Origin of the sequence: Arthrobacter sp. E44 (assembly GCF_041877125.1) — a bacterium.
Taxonomy (GTDB): domain Bacteria; phylum Actinomycetota; class Actinomycetes; order Actinomycetales; family Micrococcaceae; genus Arthrobacter.
Map to the genome: position 1 here is coordinate 1 of NZ_JBHDJA010000010.1, position 18,290 is coordinate 18,290.

General features: G+C 65.9%; 20 protein-coding genes. 9 read left to right on the forward strand and 11 right to left on the reverse strand.

Annotation, left to right across the window (positions count from 1 at the left end; translation table 11 throughout):
- Positions 1-134 precede the first annotated feature (134 nt).
- On the forward strand, positions 135-350 hold the full coding sequence (locus ACETK3_RS10500) for a DUF2277 domain-containing protein (protein ID WP_373992852.1): 216 nt from the start codon (positions 135-137) through the stop codon (positions 348-350).
- Between the two features lie 21 nt (positions 351-371).
- Here the strand turns inward: ACETK3_RS10500 and ACETK3_RS10505 are convergent, their stop codons facing one another.
- The 6 genes from ACETK3_RS10505 to ACETK3_RS10530 all read right to left on the reverse strand — a co-directional run bounded on the left by ACETK3_RS10505 (position 372) and on the right by ACETK3_RS10530 (position 5,933).
- Positions 372-2,654, reverse strand: coding sequence for a heavy metal translocating P-type ATPase (locus ACETK3_RS10505; protein WP_373992853.1), 2,283 nt, complete (start codon positions 2,652-2,654; stop codon positions 372-374).
- 27 nt (positions 2,655-2,681) lie between these two features.
- Positions 2,682-2,921, reverse strand: coding sequence for a heavy-metal-associated domain-containing protein (locus tag ACETK3_RS10510; protein WP_236800337.1), 240 nt, complete (start codon positions 2,919-2,921; stop codon positions 2,682-2,684).
- A gap of 52 nt (positions 2,922-2,973) precedes the next feature.
- Entirely contained in the window at positions 2,974-3,339 is a 366-nt protein-coding gene (locus ACETK3_RS10515) for a metal-sensitive transcriptional regulator (RefSeq protein ID WP_236800336.1), read from the reverse strand.
- Between the two features lie 316 nt (positions 3,340-3,655).
- Complete coding sequence (locus ACETK3_RS10520; RefSeq protein WP_236800335.1) at positions 3,656-4,168, reverse strand: universal stress protein; 513 nt, start codon at positions 4,166-4,168, stop codon at positions 3,656-3,658.
- A gap of 98 nt (positions 4,169-4,266) precedes the next feature.
- Entirely contained in the window at positions 4,267-5,049 is a 783-nt protein-coding gene (locus tag ACETK3_RS10525) for a class F sortase (protein WP_236820869.1), read from the reverse strand.
- 110 nt (positions 5,050-5,159) lie between these two features.
- Positions 5,160-5,933: a hypothetical protein gene (locus ACETK3_RS10530; RefSeq protein WP_373992854.1), complete on the reverse strand. Its 774-nt coding sequence runs from the start codon at positions 5,931-5,933 to the stop codon at positions 5,160-5,162.
- Between the two features lie 276 nt (positions 5,934-6,209).
- Here ACETK3_RS10530 and ACETK3_RS10535 point away from each other — a divergent pair, with 276 nt between their 5' ends.
- The 8 genes from ACETK3_RS10535 (at position 6,210) to ACETK3_RS10570 (ending at position 12,731) form a co-directional block, all read left to right on the forward strand.
- Entirely contained in the window at positions 6,210-6,410 is a 201-nt protein-coding gene (locus ACETK3_RS10535) for a hypothetical protein (protein WP_236800332.1), read from the forward strand.
- Between the two features lie 67 nt (positions 6,411-6,477).
- Positions 6,478-7,587, forward strand: a complete 1,110-nt coding sequence (locus tag ACETK3_RS10540; protein WP_373992855.1) for a WD40/YVTN/BNR-like repeat-containing protein — start codon at positions 6,478-6,480, stop codon at positions 7,585-7,587.
- A complete protein-coding gene (locus ACETK3_RS10545) occupies positions 7,547-7,867 on the forward strand; it encodes a MoaD/ThiS family protein (protein ID WP_373462134.1) in 321 nt (106 codons plus the stop codon). The genes ACETK3_RS10540 and ACETK3_RS10545 overlap by 41 nt, the downstream gene beginning before the upstream one ends.
- 155 nt (positions 7,868-8,022) lie before the next feature.
- On the forward strand, positions 8,023-8,805 hold the full coding sequence (locus ACETK3_RS10550; protein WP_236800329.1) for an ABC transporter ATP-binding protein: 783 nt from the start codon (positions 8,023-8,025) through the stop codon (positions 8,803-8,805).
- Entirely contained in the window at positions 8,792-9,502 is a 711-nt protein-coding gene (locus ACETK3_RS10555; RefSeq protein ID WP_306968293.1) for an ABC transporter ATP-binding protein, read from the forward strand. The genes ACETK3_RS10550 and ACETK3_RS10555 overlap by 14 nt, the downstream gene beginning before the upstream one ends.
- 6 nt (positions 9,503-9,508) lie before the next feature.
- Positions 9,509-10,390: a branched-chain amino acid ABC transporter permease gene (locus tag ACETK3_RS10560; protein WP_236820865.1), complete on the forward strand. Its 882-nt coding sequence runs from the start codon at positions 9,509-9,511 to the stop codon at positions 10,388-10,390.
- Positions 10,390-11,478 carry a branched-chain amino acid ABC transporter permease gene (locus ACETK3_RS10565; RefSeq protein WP_373992856.1) on the forward strand — a complete coding sequence of 363 codons (1,089 nt, stop codon included), beginning with the start codon at positions 10,390-10,392 and terminating at the stop codon, positions 11,476-11,478. The genes ACETK3_RS10560 and ACETK3_RS10565 overlap by 1 nt, the downstream gene beginning before the upstream one ends.
- Positions 11,475-12,731, forward strand: a complete 1,257-nt coding sequence (locus tag ACETK3_RS10570; RefSeq protein WP_373992857.1) for an ABC transporter substrate-binding protein — start codon at positions 11,475-11,477, stop codon at positions 12,729-12,731. The genes ACETK3_RS10565 and ACETK3_RS10570 overlap by 4 nt, the downstream gene beginning before the upstream one ends.
- Here the strand turns inward: ACETK3_RS10570 and ACETK3_RS10575 are convergent, their stop codons facing one another.
- From ACETK3_RS10575 to ACETK3_RS10595, 5 genes are all read right to left on the reverse strand, one after another.
- Complete coding sequence (locus ACETK3_RS10575; protein WP_236800324.1) at positions 12,732-13,352, reverse strand: PadR family transcriptional regulator; 621 nt, start codon at positions 13,350-13,352, stop codon at positions 12,732-12,734. It lies immediately after the preceding gene.
- A 69-nt stretch (positions 13,353-13,421) separates the two neighbouring features.
- On the reverse strand, positions 13,422-14,834 hold the full coding sequence (locus ACETK3_RS10580) for an aminomethyl transferase family protein (RefSeq protein WP_373992858.1): 1,413 nt from the start codon (positions 14,832-14,834) through the stop codon (positions 13,422-13,424).
- A 38-nt stretch (positions 14,835-14,872) separates the two neighbouring features.
- Positions 14,873-15,745 carry a formyltetrahydrofolate deformylase gene (gene purU / locus ACETK3_RS10585; RefSeq protein WP_236800322.1) on the reverse strand — a complete coding sequence of 291 codons (873 nt, stop codon included), beginning with the start codon at positions 15,743-15,745 and terminating at the stop codon, positions 14,873-14,875.
- Positions 15,746-15,757: 12 nt separating this feature from the next.
- The gene (locus ACETK3_RS10590; protein ID WP_373992859.1) at positions 15,758-16,654 is read right to left on the reverse strand and encodes a methylenetetrahydrofolate reductase; all 897 of its coding nucleotides are present in this window, start codon (positions 16,652-16,654) and stop codon (positions 15,758-15,760) included.
- 114 nt (positions 16,655-16,768) lie between these two features.
- A complete protein-coding gene (locus ACETK3_RS10595; RefSeq protein WP_373992860.1) occupies positions 16,769-18,259 on the reverse strand; it encodes an aldehyde dehydrogenase family protein in 1,491 nt (496 codons plus the stop codon).
- Positions 18,260-18,290: the final 31 nt, after the last annotated feature.

Consider the following 18,290-nt stretch of genomic DNA (forward strand, 5'->3'; position numbering starts at 1 on the left):
TGGCCGACCCCGCCGAAACGAATCAGTGGGCAGATCTGTTGGCCATAACCGGGCAGTTTTACTGGCCACCAGCGGGCACATCAACTGGCCGCCCATGGGCAGAACGTAATGGCCATTGACACACGTCCGAGGAAGTGCACGCGGCGGCGCTGCAGTATGTCCGCAAGATCAGCGGGAGCACTAAGCCTTCCAAGGCCAACCAGGACGCCTTCGACGAGGCCGTGCACCAGATCGCGCACATCACGCAGCACCTGCTGAACTCCCTGGTGACGCAGGCGCCGCCCAAGGACCGGGAGGAAGAGGCTGCCAAGGCCAAAGCCCGCGCCGCAGTACGGTACGGCGCGGCCTGACCCAGCCTCCGCTGCCTGCCGCTACTTGCCGAAGCTGCGCAGGCGCAGTGAGTTGGCCACCACCAGGACGGAACTGGCGGCCATGGCGGCGCCGGCGATCATCGGGTTGAGCAGTCCCAGTGCAGCCACCGGGATCCCCACCGCGTTGTAGAAGAACGCCCAGAAAAGGTTGGTCTTGATGGTGCCCAGGGTCTTCCGTGACAGTTCGATGGCTTGGGCCACCTGGTGGAGGTCATTGCCCATCACCGTCAGGTCCGCGGCTTCGATGGCCACGTCCGTTCCCGACCCCATGGCAATGCCCAGGTCGGCCTGCGCCAAGGCCGCGGCGTCGTTCACGCCATCGCCGGCCATGGCCACCGTGGCACCCCGGGACTGCAGCTGTTTCACCGCTTCCACTTTTCCTTCGGGCAGGACGCCGGCGTAGACATCGCCTGGCGCAATGCCGACGGCGGCAGCCACCCGGGCGGCGACCGCGGCGTTGTCCCCGGTCAGCAGGATGGGCCGCAGGCCCAGCGCCTTCAGCCGGGTGACGGCGGCGGGGGAGCCTACCTTGACGCTGTCCCGCAGGCTGATGATTCCGGCCGGCGTGCCGTCCACCGCCACGCAGATGGCCGTGGCACCCCCTTCTTCAGCGCCGGCCAGCTGGGCCCGCTGGCCTGCATCCAGGACAACACCACGCTGCTCCAGCCAGCCGCTGCGCCCGGCCATGACCTGCCTGCCTTCAACGGTTCCCGACACTCCGCCGCCCGGGGCGGAACTGAAGCCCTGCACCGGCGGCAAGGTGCCGGCGTCGTTCGCTGCAGGTGCGGAACGTGCCCCGGACGCTGCAGCCGCGATGGCGCGGGCCACGGGGTGCTCGGAGGCGGCCTCCACTGCCCCGGCGAGTCGGAGGACGTCCTGATCCGTGAAGCCGGGGAACGCGGAGGTGGTGTCTACGGCCAGGATGCCGGTGGTCACTGTCCCTGTCTTGTCCAGCAGGATGGTGTCTACGGTGCGGGTGTCCTCCAGAACCTGCGGGCCCTTGATCAGGATGCCCAGCTGGGCACCCCGGCCGGTGCCCGTGAGCAGACCCACCGGGGTGGCCAGTCCCAGGGCGCACGGGCAGGCAATCACCATGACGGCGACGGCGGCGGTGAACGCCTGGCGCAGGTGCCCGCCGTCAGCGTCGGGGCCGGCCGCCAGGAGCCAGAGCACGAAGGTCAGGACGGCAATGCCAAGGACCACCGGCACGAAGACGGAGCTGATGCGGTCCGCGAGCCGCGCGATCGGGGCTTTACCGGTCTGGGCCTGCGACACGAGCCGGGCCATCTGGGCAAGGGTGGTCTCCGAGCCAACCCGGGTTGCCCGCACCAGGAGGCGGCCGGACGTGTTGATGGTGGCACCTGTGACGCGGCTGTCCGGGCCCACCTCGACCGGTACGGACTCGCCGGTCACCAGCGAAGCGTCGACGGCGGACGCACCGTCCACCACCACGCCGTCGGTGGCGATCTTCTCGCCCGGGCGGACCACCAGGACATCGCCCACCTGCAGCCGGTCCGCCGGGATCTTCTGTTCGCTGCCGTTGCGCAGGACAGTGGCATCCTTGGCGCCCAGGTTCAACAGGGCCTGCAGGGCATCGCCGGCCTTCTGCTTGGCGTTCGCCTCCAAGTACCGGCCCAAGAGCAGGAAGGTGGTGACTACCGATGCAACTTCGAAGTACAGGCCGCCGGGCATGCCCTCCATCCCGGGGTGCTCCGTCATTCGCGGGTCTGCCAGCAGCTGCCAGGCCGAGAAGAGGTAGGCCGCCGCCACCCCGAGCGACACCAGCGTGTCCATGGTGGAAGCAAAGTGCCGGGCATTGATGGCGGCCGCCCGGTGAAAGGGCCAGGCCGCCCACGTGACCACCGGCAGCGCCAGGGCCGCGGCCGCCCAGCCCCAGTTAGCGAACTGGAAGGCGGGGATCATGCTGATCATGAACACCGGGACGGTCAGGACAGCCGCCAGGATGAGGCGGGGCCGGAGCCGGGAAGCCGGGATCGCAGCGACCTGGTCCGCTGGTCCCGCCTCAGGAGCCACTGTGTGCTGCGGCCGAAGTGTGGCCTTGTAGCCTGCGGCGTTGACCGTATCCACCAGCTGTTCGTCGGTTATTCCCGCCGGGACCGTGACGTGGGCTGACTCCAGGGGCAGGTTGACCGTTGCTGCGACGCCCTCAAGCTTGCCGAGCTTCTTTTCCACCCGGTTGACGCAGGAAGCGCAGGTCATCCCCTGGATGTCCAGTTCGACGATCCGGGTTCCCGGCGGGTGCAGCAGTTCTTGGTGGCTCATATCAGCTTTCCGGTGTCGGAATGGTTCTTAGGCTTCGTTGGCGACCACCAGGTAGCCTGCCTCGGCCACGGCTTCCCCGATGTCAGTGGGTGAGAGTTCCTTGTTTGCGCTGATGGTCACGGTGGAGATACCGCCGGCGTTCAAGTCGACCTTTACTTCTTCGACGCCTTCGATGGCTTCGAGTTCTTCGCTGACAGCCGATACGCAGTGCCCGCAGGTCATGCCGGAGACGCTGATGGTTGTGGTGGTGGGGGAGGTGGTGCTCATGGCTTGCTCCTTCTGTAGGTTCCGGCGGTGGCCGGGGGATTGTGGGGTGGTGTCAGCGAAGCAGCCGACCGATGGCGTCGGCGGCTTCCTTGACCTTGGCGTCGATGGCTTCAGCGCGGGCGTCCGGGTCCGGCTCGGAGGCTGCACCCACCACGCAGTGGCCGATGTGCTCTTCGACCAGACCAAGGCTTACTGCGTGCAGGGCCTTGGTGACGGCGGCAACCTGGGTGAGGATGTCGATGCAGTACTTGTCTTCATCCACCATTCGGGCAATGCCCCGGACCTGGCCCTCGATGCGCTTGAGGCGGCGGAGGTACGCGTCTTTGTTGCCCGTGTACCCGTGCTGCGGGGCAACATGCGCCTCTTCGGGAGCTTGATCAGCTGCCGCGGCGGCGACGGCTTCTTCGATAGCCTTCATGAGATCAACGTATACCCCGGTAGGGTATAACCGCAAGTACCCCCAGGGGGTATCAATCGTGTCCTCGGCGCCTCCCCGGCGCCTACGGGGGGCTGCGGGCTGCGCTGCGGGGGCACAAAAAAGCTCCGGAGTGCGTTATTGGGGGATACGCACTCCGGAGCAGCTTTTGGGCAATTCCGGCTTCCACCGAGGTGGAGCGGCCTTGCTTGAATCAGCTTACTGGCTGGTAGTGGCGCTGCGCCAGCATCCCGAATAACTACTTTCGCTTTACTTTAAGCTCCCCTGCATCGGCGCGGATTTCCGTGCCGATGAGCGCCTAGGGACGGTCTTCGTGGGCCGGCTTCCGGTAGGGGACCACCAGCACCGGCCGGCTTTGGTGGTGGCTGAGCCACGCGCCGACGGACCCGTTGAGGGCCTCTGAGAGCCGGTGCGAAAATCCGCGTTCGGAGGTGCCCACGATGATGATGGGGGCGTCGAGTTCGGCTGCCACCTGGCCCAAGGCGCGGGCCGGATCCCCGGTGAGGGTGCGGAAGGACCAGTCCAGGGAGGCACCCTCTGATGCCAGTTTGTCCACGACGGCCTGGACATGTTCTTTCAGTTCTGTTGCCAGGGCCAGCATGTCGTCATTGGCGTGCGGGTCGCGCGAAAGCCGGTGTGCGGAGCGGGCAGGATCCCATTCCACTAGGTAGCTTGCTTCATCCACGTAGGCGCAGACCAAGGGTGTGCCCAGCCGGGCAGCCAGGGTCGCCGCGGTTTGCAGGACTTCCGGGTGCTGTTTGGGCATGATTCCCACCAGTAGCGGGGTGCCGTTGAAGTATTCCCCTGTCATGGGGCCCATTGTCCGTCCGGCGAAGGGGTGTGAACAGGTACGTTCGGCCCGGAAGGGCCTGGAGGTCGCGGAAACCTCCGGTGCCGGGCGCGGAGCGGCTAGGAAGCGGCAGGGTACGCCGTGACCACAACATTCTTGCCCCAAGGGTCCTCGGTGTAGCAGCTGATGAGGACCAGCCGGTTGGGCACCATGTCCCACACGGGGCTGTCCTTGAGGCCGGACTTCAGGTAAGTCTTGATGCTTTCCACCTGGTAGCTGATGGTCCCGGCTGTGGTTTCGACATCGAAGCGTTCCCCGACGGCTGCGGCTGAGCTGAGGTGGTTGAAGGGGGCGTCTGCGCCTTCCCAGCTGTGGCCGATCACGTAGGTGGTGTTGCTGGAACCACTGCCCGGGATGCCGAACGGCGTCAGCCAGTATCCGTCCTTGGTGGCGGGGGGTTCGATGGTCCGGCTGGACTGCGCTTCACCGTCCAGGTCCAGGGGGTGGACGGCTACGTCGAACTCTGCGGATGGATACCTGATGCGGAGGGGCTGGGCAGCTGCGGGAAGGACAGGTGCTGCCGCAACTTCCGTGGGCATCGTGCGGGCGGTCTGGGAGGCTGAGGCTGGATCCTGTGCGGCAATTGCAGCAGGAATGCCCGTCCCGGCGATGGGAGCCGGGCCACCCGGTGCCCCGCCACCAGCGATGACCACGGCAGCCGCAGGACCATTCCCAACGGACAGCGGCGGCGCCGGGTGGAAAAGCGGAGCACCAAGGGTGAATGACAGGAACGCGAGGATGCCGCAGAACAGGATGGCCAGGTCCCCACGGTTCGATGTTCCCCAGGCACGCTGCCAAGTGTGCCGCCTGGGCGCTGCGTGCCGGCTCCGGTCCTGTGGCATGGCACTCCTCGTTGGTTAGTGGCATTGGCTGGATTGGAAGGAAGGCGCCCTGCCGGGCACTGGCAGGACGCCTTCCTTGTCAGGGGCCACGGGTTCGTGGCGGATTGCGGTTAGCCGGCGTTGTTCAACGGACGCGACCGGCGGCGGGCTGCCACGGCTGCGCCTGCCGCAGCAAGTGCTCCCACCCCTGCCAGCCAGCCCTGGCCGCCGTCGGAAGCTCCCACTGCGGTCTGGGCGTTGTAGCCCTGGTTGGTTCCCACGCTGACTGGTGCGGGCGCGGCCTTAGGTGCTGCCTTCGCTGCCGCGGCAGCCTGCTTGGCAGGCGCGGGCTGTGCCGGGACCTGGGCCGCCACGACCGGCGACTTCACCTCAGGCGATTGCACCGCAGGGGTTTCCGCAGCGGGCTGTTCCACTGCGGGCGGGACGACGACAGCGGGTGGCTGCACCACAGGTTGGTCAACGGTGATCGGCACCTCGGTGGGCGGCGGCGTCACCGTGGGTTCCTCCTTGGGCGGCGGCGTCACGGTGGGTTCCTCCGTGGGCGGCGGCGTCACGGGAGTAACGACGACGACGGGCGGCTGCTCGGCAGGCGGCGTCACCACAGGAGCGGGCACCTCGCCGGGCGGCAGCGGCGCGCACTGGGCGGCGTAAAGTTCCTTTCCGGCGGCGGTCCAGTTCTTGCCCTCCGATTTCGACGTCGGCGGGATGATGTCCAGCGGATGATGGTCGTGGCCGCCCAGCGCATTGATGCTGAACTCCAACGGCTCCCAGGTGCTGCCGTCGCTGTGGCAGACGATGACTTTGTCTCCGGCGGCCAAGGCAGGTGCTGTGAGGCTGATGAGGCCGAGCCCCACCACCCCCAGTGTGGCTAAGGTGCGTTTCATCTTTTTCCCCATCTGTTTGTGAAACGGACCATGGCAAGGACAGGCCAGCGGTTGCGCCGTATGCCCCAGCGGCACGGTCAGCTTGCTTTGAGATTTCAGGCTAGGGAGGCCGCAGGAGCCAGTCGCGAGTAGGGGGTACTCGTCTTTTCCGGCCCCTGGCAGGTCAAGTTACTTGCCGGTACCCAAAACGCTGCCACGTTCCACCTGCTTAAGTGCCGGCATCTTGTCGGTCCCTCTGGCCGTGCCTAACGTTTTAAGTGTTAGGGAGGGGGAATCGTGGAAATCTTCATGTGGTGGCTGGACCTGGACCTCGCCAGCAAGGAGTGGCTGCGGCAAAACCTCCGTGCGGAGGAGCTGCCGCTTCCCGTGCTTCAGGGAATCGCCGAGGCGGGAGGTCCCCATCCGGGCAATCCCGCCGCCGTGCTGACCGCCGCCGACTGGGACTTCATCGAGACCCAGTCTGAGTTCGTGGACTGACCCCTCCCGCCCGGGAGGGGAACCGAGGGGCTGAAAACCGTTGCGCGCCAACCGATCCGGTGGTTGCATGGTCCGCATGGCAACGGAGGCAGAATCATTTGTCCTGGCAATCGGTACCAAAAAAGGGCTGTGGCTTGCCACCAGCCGGGACAGGCAGGAGTGGTCCCTCACAGGCCCGCATTTCCTGATGTCGGAGATTCCCAGCATTGGAATCGATACCAGGGAAGGCCGCACCCGGATTCTGGTCGGCGTCCGCAGCCCGCACTGGGGCCCCACGGTTGCCCACTCCGATGACCTCGGTACAACCTGGACCGAGCCGGAGCAGGGCGCCATCAAATTTCCCGAAGATACCGGCGCGGCGGTGGAGCGCGTATGGCAGATCTACCCGGACGCCGGGTCCCGGCCGGGAGTGGTCTGGGCGGGGGCCGAACCCATCTCCCTCTGGAAGTCCACGGACGGCGGGGAGCACTTCGAGCTGAACCGCGGCCTGTGGGACCACCCGCACCGCAGTGAATGGGGAGCCGGCTACGGCGGGGCGGCGGCGCATTCCATCGTGGTTGACCCCTCGGGTGAGACCGTCCATGTCGCCATGAGCACCGGCGGCGTCTACCGCTCGGACGACGGCGGAACCTCCTGGGAAGCGCGCAACAAGGGGATCTCGGCCTACTTCATGCCGGATCCCAATCCGGAGTTCGGCCAATGCGTGCACAAGATCGCCGCGGATGCCGCCGTCGAAGGCCGCCTCTACGCGCAGAACCACCACGGCGTCTACCGGACGGACGACAACGCGGACAGCTGGAACTCCATCTCCGGGGGACTGCCCGCAGACTTCGGCTTCGTCATGCTGACCCATCCCCGCCGCGACGGCACCGCCTGGGTGGTCCCGCTGAAGGCCGACGGCGAACGCATCCCTCCGGACGGCAGGCTCGCCGTCCACCGCACCGACGACGCCGGGAACACCTGGAAGCGCCTCAGCGCCGGCCTCCCGGAGCACGAATACAACAGCGTGCTCCGGGACGCGGCGTCGGTGGACGCCGCCGAACCAGCCGGGGTGTACTTCGGCACACGGGGCGGCGCCGTCTACGCGAGCGCGGATGAAGGGGAGACGTTCAGGGAGGTGGCATCCCACCTGCCTGATGTCCTGTGCGTCCGGGCGGCAGTGGTGGCCGGTGCCTGAGATTGCGCTGCTGCTTCCCAGCGTCCTGCAGCCCTTGGCCGGCGGGCAGTCCGTGCTGGTTGCGCCCGCTGACGGGCCGGTGACGGTGGCAAGCCTGCTTGATGCGGTTGCCTCTGACTATGCCGTGCTGGGCCGGCGGCTGCGTGACGAGACGGGCGCACTGCGAAGGTTCGTGAACATATATGTCGACGGCGATGAGGTGCGGCGGCTGCAGGGCCTGGACACCGAGGTGCTGCCTGGCCAGGAAGTCCTGGTGATCCAGTCCGTCGCCGGCGGCTGAAGTACCACCCCTACACGGGAAATTCGCGCTTCATCGGACGCAGCGAGTTCAAGCCAAAATCGTTGACAATTTCGTCCGCCATCCGTAGCGTCAGTTTCGTGCAGTACTGATCGGCTGCATCCATTCCTAGCGATGATGCGACAGGAAGGTACAGGGTGGCTGCGAGCCTGAGCCTCAAGGACGTCAACCTGCACTTCGGCGGGGTCAAAGTGCTGCAGGACGTCAGCTTCGACGTCGAGCCCGGCGTCATTTTAGGCCTGGTGGGCCCCAATGGTGCAGGCAAGACGTCCCTGTTCAACTGCATCAGCGGCCACTACAAGCCCAGCTCCGGGGCGATTTCCATCGACGGGACAGAGGTCTCGGGCAGCACTCCATCCCGGCTGGCCCACCTGGGCCTGGCCCGCACCTTCCAGCATCCAGCCCTGCAGTTGAACGCAACAGTCCTGCAGAATGTGCTCCTTGGCGCCCACACCCGGCTGCCCGGCGGTCCCATATCCTGGGCGCTGCGGCTGCCGCGCACCGTCCAGGCGGAGCGGGCAGTCCGCACCGAAGCACTGGAACTCCTCAGCCGGGGAGGGCTCGGCTGGGCAGCAGAGCTGCCGGCCGATGAACTCTCGCACGGTCTGCACAAAGGCATCGAGCTGTGGCGGGCGCTTCTTTCACGGCCCGCGTTGCTCCTGCTCGACGAGCCTGCGGCCGGACTTTCCCACGGCGAAGTGGAACAGCTCATCGCGACGGTCAAGCGCCTCCGCTCGGAGCAGGACATCACCATCATCATCGTGGAGCACCACATGGGACTGATCTCCGCGCTCACCGACCAGGTTGTGGTGCTGGACCACGGACGCAAGCTGATGTCGGGCACCGCGGCCGAGGCGCAGTCCGATCCCCGCGTGGTCGAGGCCTACATCGGAAAGGACGCCGCGGATGACGCTGCTTGAGCTCAAGGACGTCACCGCGTCATACGGGCCTGTGCAGGTGCTGGACGGGGTCTCGCTGAGTGTTCCGGAAGGCGGGTCGGTGGGGATCCTGGGCGCAAACGGTGCCGGCAAGACCACAACCCTGCGGGCCATTAGCGGCACGGTCAGGACCGGCGGGACCATCAGGTTCGACGGCCGTGACATCCGTGGCCTCCGGTCGGACCAGGTGGCGGCCCTGGGAATTGCCCACGTTCCGGAAGGCCGTGGCACCCTGGGGCAGCTGAGCGTCCGGGAAAACCTGTTGGTGGGCGCCTATCTCCGCAGGGACCGGAAGGCCATTGAAACGGACATTGAGTACTGCCTCGATCTGTTCCCGCAACTGCAGGACCGGGTGGGCTCCCGGGCTGCGGCACTGTCCGGCGGGGAGCAGCAGATGCTGGCCGTGGGCAGGGCCTTTATGGCCAAGCCCAAGCTGCTGCTGCTGGACGAGGCATCGCTGGGGCTTGCGCCCGGCACGGCCAAGACTGTGTACCAGGCCATCCGCCGGCTGCGGCTCGAATCCGGCATAGCCATGCTGGTGGTGGAGCAGAACGCGAACCTCGCGTTCTCACTCGTCGATACCGCCACCGTGTTGGAAACAGGCCGAAACGTGCTTACCGGCACATCGGCGCAGCTCAAGGGCATGGACGAGATCCGCCGCGCCTACCTGGGGGGTTGAATCGGCATGGAAACCTTTATCCAACTCGTGGTCGACGGCCTCGCCACCGGTTCCATCTACGCCGCCCTGGCCCTGGCGATCGTGCTGGTCAACCAGGCCACGGGCCTGATCAACTTCGCCCAGGGCGGCATGGCCGTGCTCTCCGCCTACATTGCCTACGTCTTCGTCCAACTCGGCCTGCCCATCATCGTCGCCATCCTCATCGCCGTGGTGCTTTCCTTCGTCTTCGGCGCGCTGGTGGAGCGTTTCCTGGTCCGGCGGTTTGAACGCGGCGACCCGGACACCGCGGTGGTGGTCACGATTGGACTGCTCACCCTCGTCACCGGCATCTCGGCGGTGCTGTGGGGCTACAACAATCTCGCGTTTCCGTCGCTCTTTCCCCTGACCAGCGTGGAGATCCTTGGGGCGGTGGTAAGCGTCAGGTCGCTTGCCACCGCGGTGACCATCGTGGTCATCATGGTGGTCCTGCAACTGCTCTTCCTCCGAACCAAGCTGGGACTGGCCCTCCGCGCCGTCGCCGACAACCCGTCGTCGGCCGCTTTCTCCGGGCTTCCCGTGGGCCGGCTGCTCATGGTGGGTTGGGGGCTCGCGGCCACCCTCGGAGCCATCGCCGGCGTCCTGGTGGCACCGCAGCTGACGCTGACCCCGGGCATGCTGGACACCGCCCTGGTCTATGCGCTCGCCGCCGTCATCCTGGGCGGCCTGAACAGCCCCATCGGCTGCGTGGTGGCGGCCTCCGCGATCGGTGTCCTGGAGAACCTGGTGGCCGTCTACGTTCCCCTGATTGGCCACGACCTCAAGATTGCGGTGCCTTTCGTGCTGATCTTTGTCATCCTCATCCTCCGCCCACAGGGCCTGTTTGGCAGGAAGGTCGTGGTGAGGGTCTGATGAGTACAGCTGCTGCCACCGTACGCCGCCGGCGGGTCCGGCTTGTCCTTGTTGCCGTTGTGGCGGTTCTGCTGGTCGCCGCGCCACTGATCCTGCCGGCGTTTGCAAACCAGACACTGGTCCGCATTGGGGTCTATGCGGTGGCGGTGCTGGGGCTGAACATCATCATGGGATACACGGGCCAGGTCAACCTCGGACAGATCTTCTTTGTGGGCCTGGGCGCCTACGTCACCGCGTACGGCGTCAACCATGGCTGGAACATCCTGCTGGTGTTCGTTGCAGCCTGTGCCATCGCCGGCGTGGTGGGGCTGCTGGTGGCGCTCGCTGCTGCGCGCCTTGGCGGCCTGGCCATTGCGATGGTCACCATCGCCCTGCCGATCGTCGGCGTCCCCCTGGCCAAACGGCTCGCCGATTTCACGGGCGGCTCCCAGGGAGTCTCCGCGCGGTTCACTGATGCCCCCGACTGGTCGGGGCTGGCAAACGACCAATGGCAGTTCTACATTGTGCTGGTGGTGGTAGCCGGAGCATTCCTGCTGGCCCGGAGCCTGGTCCACGGCAAGTACGGGCGGGCCTTCGCGGCGGTCCGTGAAAATGAGGCTGTTGCCGCCTCGATGGGCATTTCGCCCTACCGAACCAAGGTCCTGGCCTTCACCATTGCCTCCGTATTCGGCGGTGCAAGTGGTTTCCTGTACCTCGCAGCGGTGCAGTACACGTCTCCGGAGACCCTCAGCTTCGGGCATTCCATCAGCCTCCTGGCCGCCATGGTCATCGGTGGTGCGGGAAGCATTGCAGGTTCGCTTCTGGGCGGGGCCTACTACGTCTTCGTTCCGCAGTTGACCAACGCCATAGACCCCAACCTCACCACCGTCAGCCAGGGCGCGATCCTCCTCGCAGTGCTGTTCCTGTTGCCAGGGGGCCTGGTCAGCCTGCCCAGAGTGGTCCGCAGGCTCACCCGCCGTCCTCCCGCCCGGCGTTCCACATCCCGCCCTGCGGCGGAGAATTCCCAGCAGACCACTCCCGCACATCGTCCGGTACCGGATGCTGCGCCGGAGGAACGTGAACAAACAGAGAGGCAGGATGGACCATGAAGATGAGAAAGAAGCCGGGCGGAGTACTTGGCATTGTGGCCTTGACGGCCGCCGTCGCGCTCTCCCTGTCCGGTTGCAGGGGCGACAGCGGGGGCCAGGGAGGCGGCTCCGCGTCCTCTCCGGGGATCACTGACTCGGCGATCACGCTGGGGATCACCACCCCGCTCAGCGGCGCAATCGCCGGGCCGGGCAAGTGCACCGTCGCCGGGGTCTCGGCTTACTTCGGAGCGGTGAATGCCGCGGGCGGGGTGAAGTTCGGCGACGGCAAGACCCGGACCGTGAACATCAAGTCCTACGACGACGCCTACGATCCCCAAAAGTCCCTGGCCAACTTCCAGCAAATGGTCTCTGACAATGTGTTTGCTGCCACCGCCGGCCTGGGAACGCCCACCAACCGGGCGTTCCGCGACGCCGCCATCAGCCAGAAGGTCCCGCAAGTGCTGGTGATGACCGGCGACCCGCTGTTCAGCGACCGGAAGCAGAGCCCCTGGCAATTGGGCTTCGTGCCCATCTACCAGAACGAGGGCGCGGCGTTCGGGAAGCTCCTGGCGAAGTCGGGTGCGCAGCACAAAGTTGCCATCCTGTCGCAGAACGATGACTACGGCAAGGGCTACGTCGCGGGCTTCAAGGACGCAATCAAGGGCGCGTCCAACATCTCCGTGGTGGGCGAGCAGACGTACGAGGCGACTGACACTTCGGTGGATGCGCAGCTTACCCAGCTCGCTTCCTCCGGGGCGGACGTCTTCTTCAACGCCATGTCCATCACGCCGCTCACCATCGCGGCCCTCCAGAAGGCGCAGCAGATCGGCTGGAAGCCCAGCTGGTTCCTGCCCTCCAACACCTCAAGCCCAACCGCCATCCTGGAACCCGGCGGCGGCTCCGCCTACCCTGGCATCTACTCCGTGTCATTTGCCAAGGCCCCGCAGAGTCCGGCATTCGCCAAGGACTCCGACGTCGTGAAATTCCTTGACGAACTGAAGAAGTACGGGAACTACCCGGACATGCCGGCGTTCCCGCACTGCATGTGGAGCTACATGGTGGGGGCCACCCTTGAGAAGGCGTTCCAGAACATGAAGGTGCCCACGCGGGACAGCTTCATGACGGCGCTGCGGGACATCAAGGACCTGAAGGCGCCGCTGATGCTCGAAGGGACGTCGGTGGACACCACAGTCGATGGCCAGCCGGCGGTGTCCTCCGTGGTGGTGCAGAAGTACAACGGCAAGGGGTATGCGACTGTTGAAAACGTTGGCTGACTAGGCCGGGGACGCGCTGGGCACCGGCGTGGCGCGTCCCGGGGATTCCAGGGTGTCGATGAGCTCGAGCCCCCGCCGCGCCCACGCTATCTCAGCGTGGGCCCGGTCCACCAGGCCTTCGTATGTGAACCGCTTGAAGGCGATGGTGCGTTCCCGGTCCGCGGGGTCCGTTACGGCCAGGCGGCGCACCAGCATCGGATTGTCCACCTGGGCGATGCGCTGGAGTTCACCCTCCCACTGGGCAAGCTCGGCCTCCCACTGTTCCTGATGCCGCCGAAAAAACGCGCGCGCCGTCTCCGGCGATGCCGCCTCAAGGTAGGCGGCACGCAGGTGCGCAGGGTCGCGGACCCGCGCGTATTCCAGCGGGGTCTGCATCCAATCCAGGAAGGCCTGGTTCCCGGCTGCCGTCACATGGTAAACCCGCCGGGTGGCGCGCTGGCCCCTGGGCTGCTCCTCACCTTCGATGAGGTGCTCTTCCTCCATCTTGCGCAGCTCAGGGTAGATCTGCGAGTCCGGGGCGTGCCAGACGTGCCCCACGGACATGGAGAACTGTTTCTGCAGTTCGTAACCTGACAGCGGGCCGACGCGCAGCAGGGCCAGCAGCGCGTACCGAAGGCTCATGCGGTACTCCTCCAAGGGCTCAAGGAAAGTGCGGGGGCGGCTGCACCCCCGCACTTCAGGGTCCCCAGCCTAGGCCGACTGGTAGTTCGTCCGCCACCCGCCGTGGTAGGTGGCGCGTGCCACGGTGGAGTAGGGGACGGGGCTCACTACGGCCCGCACTTCAGTCTGCACATGGGGTTCGACGGCGGCCTTGGCGGTACCGCCGTTCGGCTCGCCCCAAACGACCTTCAGTTCCGTGCCTTCGGGAACGTTGGGATCGATGGTTGCCAGCGAGAGTGCGCGCCGTTCGTTTGCGCTGTAGCCGGTGAACATGGAGTACCCCACCACCGTTCCGTCGGCGTCCACCACTGAGTCGTAGTTGGCTGAGCCGTAGTTGGCCAGGGGCAGGTCAAAGAACTTGTAGCTGGGCCCCCCCACGTTGAACAGCGACGCGAAGATGGAGGTGACATCTTCTGCGTCCCAGGCCAGGGTGACCTTCTTGCGCTGCATGGCCGGATCGATCCGTTCGAGTGCGTCACGGCCGATGAAGTCGTGATCGAATTTGACGAACGAGCCGTAGCCCAGCTCCCACGGAGTGAGGTAGTAGTCCTCGATGTTCCCGGACACGAACGAGCCCGCCAGGGTTCCGGTGGCTTCATATCCGTCCGCGGGCAGCCATTCGCGGTAGCCGCGCTCGGCTTCGCCGCCGTAGATGGCCGGCAGCGGCGACGGGATCCAGCCGGACTCCAGGGTATTGGACGGGTAGGCGCGGGAACCCACGGGCACCAGCCCGAACTCGGCACCTGCCTCTACGATTGCATCCCGGATGCGGTCGTGGTCCGCGTACGGGCCCCAGACCTCCAGGCCCGGAGCGCCGGCCATGCCGTGCCGCAGGGTGCGGACCGTGGTCCCGGCGATGGTCATGGTGGACATGTTGAAGAACTTGAGCTGCTCCAGTGCGCCCCCGTTGAGCTTTTCGATGACCTGCCAGGCATTGGGGCCCTGGATTTGGAACCGGTAGTACTGGCGGGTCACGGGATGCCCGTACGGCCGTGACGGGGACCGCCGGTCCACGGTGATGTCCAGGTCCCGGTAGCCGCCTGTCTCGCCGTGATAGAGCAGCCAGTTTGCTGCGGGTGAGCGGCCGACATATACGTACTCGTCCTCCGCCTCGTGGAACAGGATGCCATCACCGATGACGTGGCCGGACTCCGTGGTGGGCACATATTGCTTGGCCTTGTTCACGGGGAATACGGCGGTGGAATTGATGGCGGTGGCGGTGATCAGCTTGATGGCATCCGGGCCTTTCATGAACAGGTTGTCCATGTGGTGGGACTGGTCGTAGAGAACGGCAGTCTGCCGCCACGCGGTCTGCTCCTTGATCCAGTTCTGGAAATCGGCCGGGACCACAGGATAGATGTAGGAGCCGATCTGGGAGTTGCGGAGGAGGTCCACCGCCCCTTTGGACGCGTCCAGGACTTCCTGCAGATTTTTCGGTGCCACGATGAACCTCTTGTTCTGTGTTGGATTGTTGGTGGGTATCAGAAGACGATGGTTTGGTTGCCGTGCCGGATGACGCGGTCCTCGGCATGCCACTGGACAGCGCGTGAGAGCACTGCCCGCTCTACGTAGGCTCCTCTGGCCTGAAGGTCCAGGGCCGAGTGCGCGTGCGTCACGCGGGCCACGTCCTGCTCGATGATGGGCCCCTCATCCAGGTCCTTGGTCACGTAGTGCGACGTGGCGCCGATCAGCTTCACCCCCCGCTCCTTGGCCTTGCGGTAGGGCGCTGCGCCCACGAATGCGGGCAGGAATGAGTGATGGATGTTGATCAGCGGAACGGCTGCCGCGTCCAGGAAATCGGGTGACAGGATCTGCATGTAGCGGGCCAGCACCACGAAGTCCACGTTGCCGTCCAGCAGCTGCAGGATCTGTGCCTCGGCCACCGACTTGTCCGGCCCTGCTGAAGGGACGTGGAAGAACGGGACGCCAAAGGAGCGCACGTCCTCCGCGGTATTCGTGTGGTTGGAGATCACCATGGGTATGGTCACGGGTAGTTCGCCCCTCCGGTGCCGCCAGAGCAGTTCCAGCAGGCAGTGGTCGGAGGTGGATACCAGTATGGCCATGCGCTTGGGTATGGAGCGGTCCGTCAGCGTCCAGGACAGGCCCAGCGGGGCGAGGGTCTTGGCTACGTCGGCCTCGATTTCGGGCAGCGCCGCCGTCAGGTCCGGACGGTTGAATACAACCCGCTGGAAAAAGTCACCGGACGAAGGATCGCTTGAGTACTGGTCCAAGGAGACGATGTTCCCCTTGTTCCGGGTCACCAGCGCGGCCACGGCAGCCACGATGCCCGGCCGGTCCGGCCCGTGGACAATCAGGCAGGACTGGTCCTTCCGGGACTCTGTATGCAGGACCATTGATTCCCGTCCCTAGCGATCTTCGGCCGTCAAGTGCCGGACCCAGTTTGCCGTCGCCAGCAGGCCGCCGAACGTGTAGAAGTGCAGGCCGAGCTGCGGGGGCAGGTGCTGGTCCTGCCCGGGTGCATGCTGCGCAAGCACGGCAGCCAGGTCGTTGACGAACCGGTCAGGTCCCGCGTCTCCCATGAGGTTGGTCAGTGAGAAGCCGTATTTCTTGACGATCATCGCGTTGGCTCCCACCCCGAACCGGCGCGCAAAGCTGAGGAGCCGCTTGACCCCTGCCGGTCCGGGCGTTCCGACCCGGATAGGTGCCTTGATGCCCCTGGCCCTGACCTCCTCGATCCAGCCGGCGACTGGGCCGGTGTCGAAGGCAAACTGCGTAATGATGAAGGCGCCGAGGTCCTGTGCGGCGAGGGCTGCGGTTTTGTCTTCCACCGCCCGCCAAAGAGTGTCCTTGGGGATATCGGGGTGGCCTTCCGGGTAACCGCCAATTCCCACCTCCCGGACGCCGAACTGCGGCAAGAGCCCGGTGTTGATCAGCGCGAGTGAGTCCCCGTACGGGCCCTCGGGTTCTGCGGGGTCGCCGCCCACCACGAACACGTGCTCGGCGGCGCCCACCTCCTGGAGGCGCTGGAGGAACTTTTCAAGATCGCCCCTTGATGCCAACCGGCGCGCTGAAATGTGCGGCACGGGGACGAACCCGAGGTCGCGGACAGCCTTGGCCGCTGCTACCCGCATCTCCAGGTCCTCGTTGCCAAGGAAGGTGACGTTGATACGGGTGCCCGGCGGAATCTTGTCCTTTGCCTCGATGAGGGCGGCAATGTCCTTGCCGGTCATTTCCACCGAGAAGTTCTTGATGAGTTCCAGTGATGCTGCGCGGTTGGGGGCGGGCATGATTCGGGTCGCCATCAGCTCATCCTTTCGGCGGGTGCAACGGTGCACCCGCCTCCGACATTACCTATGTCCATAGGTAATTTCGATAGTTATCTACCCAATTTTGACCCTCCTGCTGCCCGCCCGCTCCTAGCCTTCTGCTGCCTCCGGCTCCAGATGGGCGATGGCGCGGGTGTCCTGGAAGGCCCGGACCCCTTCGATGCCCTGTTCCCTGCCCATGCCGGACTGCTTCATTCCGCCAAAGGGCGCCCGCAGGTCCAGCCGCGTTGCACCGTGGTCGTTAACCCAGACGTAGCCGCAGACCAGGCGCCCGCCCACGCGGTCGGCCGCTGCCGGATCGGCGGTCCACACCGAGCCGCACAGTCCCGCCCAGGTCGCGTTCGCCGCCTGCACTGCCTCCTCCTCCGTATCGAACGGGATCAGGGGGATGACGGGTCCGAACTGTTCCTGGGTGACAACCCGCAGTGAGGGGTCCGGATCGATCACCAGCGCCGGACGCAGGAAGTTCCCGCCCCGCAATTCAGGGTCAGAGGGAAGGGTGCCGAACTCCCTGACGTCGGCACCTGCTTCCTTGGCTTCCTCGATGAGCTCGGCCACGAATGCCTTCTGCACGGGGGAGTGCAGCGGACCCATGGTGGTCCCCTCGTCCAGCCCGTAGCCGATGACTGCTTTTTCAAGCCGCTGCGTGAGACCCGCCACCACCTCGTCCAGGCGCGAACGGTGGACGTAGATCCTCTTCGCGTTCATGCAGATCTGGCCAGTGGTATCGAAAATGGCGGCGTAAAGCCGGTCCAGGTGGGTGTCATCGAGGATCGCGTCCGCGAGGATGACGGCGGCGTCGTTTCCGCCAAGCTCCAGCGTCACCCGGGTGAGTGACTTCGCGGCCATTTCCATGATGCGCTTGCCGCCGCCCACACTTCCCGTGAAGCAGACCTTGGCGATGTCCGGGCTGGTGATGAGCGCGGCCATGTCTGCGTCCTTGCCGGTAACCACGTTAAGTACCCCGGGCGGCAGTTTTTCGGCAATCCGCTGGACCACGCGGGTGGTGGCCAGCGGGGCCGTGGGTGGCGGCTTCACGATGGCTGTGTTCCCGGCGAGCAGCGCGTGCGGCAGTGATGCCGCGAGGATGGCAATGGGCCAGTTGAATGGCACGATGACCGTCACCACGCCCAGCGGCTGGACCGTGACCGAGGTGGAGACGGGAATTCCTGGCGCGGGCGGCAGCACCTTGGCAGTGTCGACGTCGGGAGCCAGTTCCAGGGCGAGGTTCCACCTGATTTCGAACACCAGGGAGTCCACCCAGGCTTCCATTCGGATCTTGCCATTTTCCTGGGACAGGATGGCGGCATCCTCATCACGGAAGTCGGCAATGCCCTCCAATGCCTGCCGCATTTGGTCGGCGCGCTCCCGTGCGCTCAGGGCAGCCCACCCGGGGTAGGCGGCCTTTGCCGCAGCGATGGCGTCCTGGACGTCGGCCGGGCCCGCTGCCGCCGCGTGGCCCACGATGGTGCCGGGCTTGCCCGGATCGGCAATGTCCATGGTGGCCGCGGCCTGGCGTTCGGCGCCACCGATGTACAGCCCCGTGGTCACCGGGGCGGACGTGTCCACTGTGTTGGTCATGATGTTGCACCTCTCTGTGCGGTACTGCCGG